General features: G+C 68.5%; 1 pseudogene. It reads left to right on the forward strand.

Features of this window, described 5'->3' with window-relative positions:
- Window positions 1-521 (forward strand): annotated as a pseudogene (locus QSK52_RS39150) (IS5 family transposase); the annotation flags it as partial.

Consider the following 521-nt stretch of genomic DNA (forward strand, 5'->3'; position numbering starts at 1 on the left):
TGCCGAGTTCGGGGACCGCGGGGCGGCCGCGCAGTGATGACCGGGTGGTGCTGAACGGGATCGTATGGAAGCTGCGGACCGGTTCGGCCTGGCGTGACGTGCCGGAGCGGTACGGCTCGTGGCAGACGCTGTACACGCGTTTCCGCAGGTGGGCGCTGGACGGCACGTTCTCGCGCATACTGAAGCAGGTCCAGGCGGAGAAGGATGCTGCAGGCGACATCGACTGGCTGGTGTCGGTCGACTCCACAATCGTCCGGGCCCACCAGCACGCTGCCGGCGGCAAAAAGGGGCACTCGATCAGGACGAAGCGGGTGATCACGCCCTCGGCCGGTCCCGTGGAGGACTGAGCACCAAACTCCACCTGGCATGTGATGGACGCGGGCGCCCGCTCGGTTTCGTCCTGACCGGCGGCAACACCAACGACTGCACCCGCTTCGAGCACGTCATGCAGGCCATCCGCGTCCCACGCATCGGGCCCGGGCGGCCTCGCACCCGGCCCGACCACGTGATCGCCGACAAGG

The organism is Kitasatospora phosalacinea (assembly GCF_030268885.1).
Classification (GTDB): Bacteria; Actinomycetota; Actinomycetes; order Streptomycetales; family Streptomycetaceae; genus Kitasatospora; species Kitasatospora phosalacinea_C.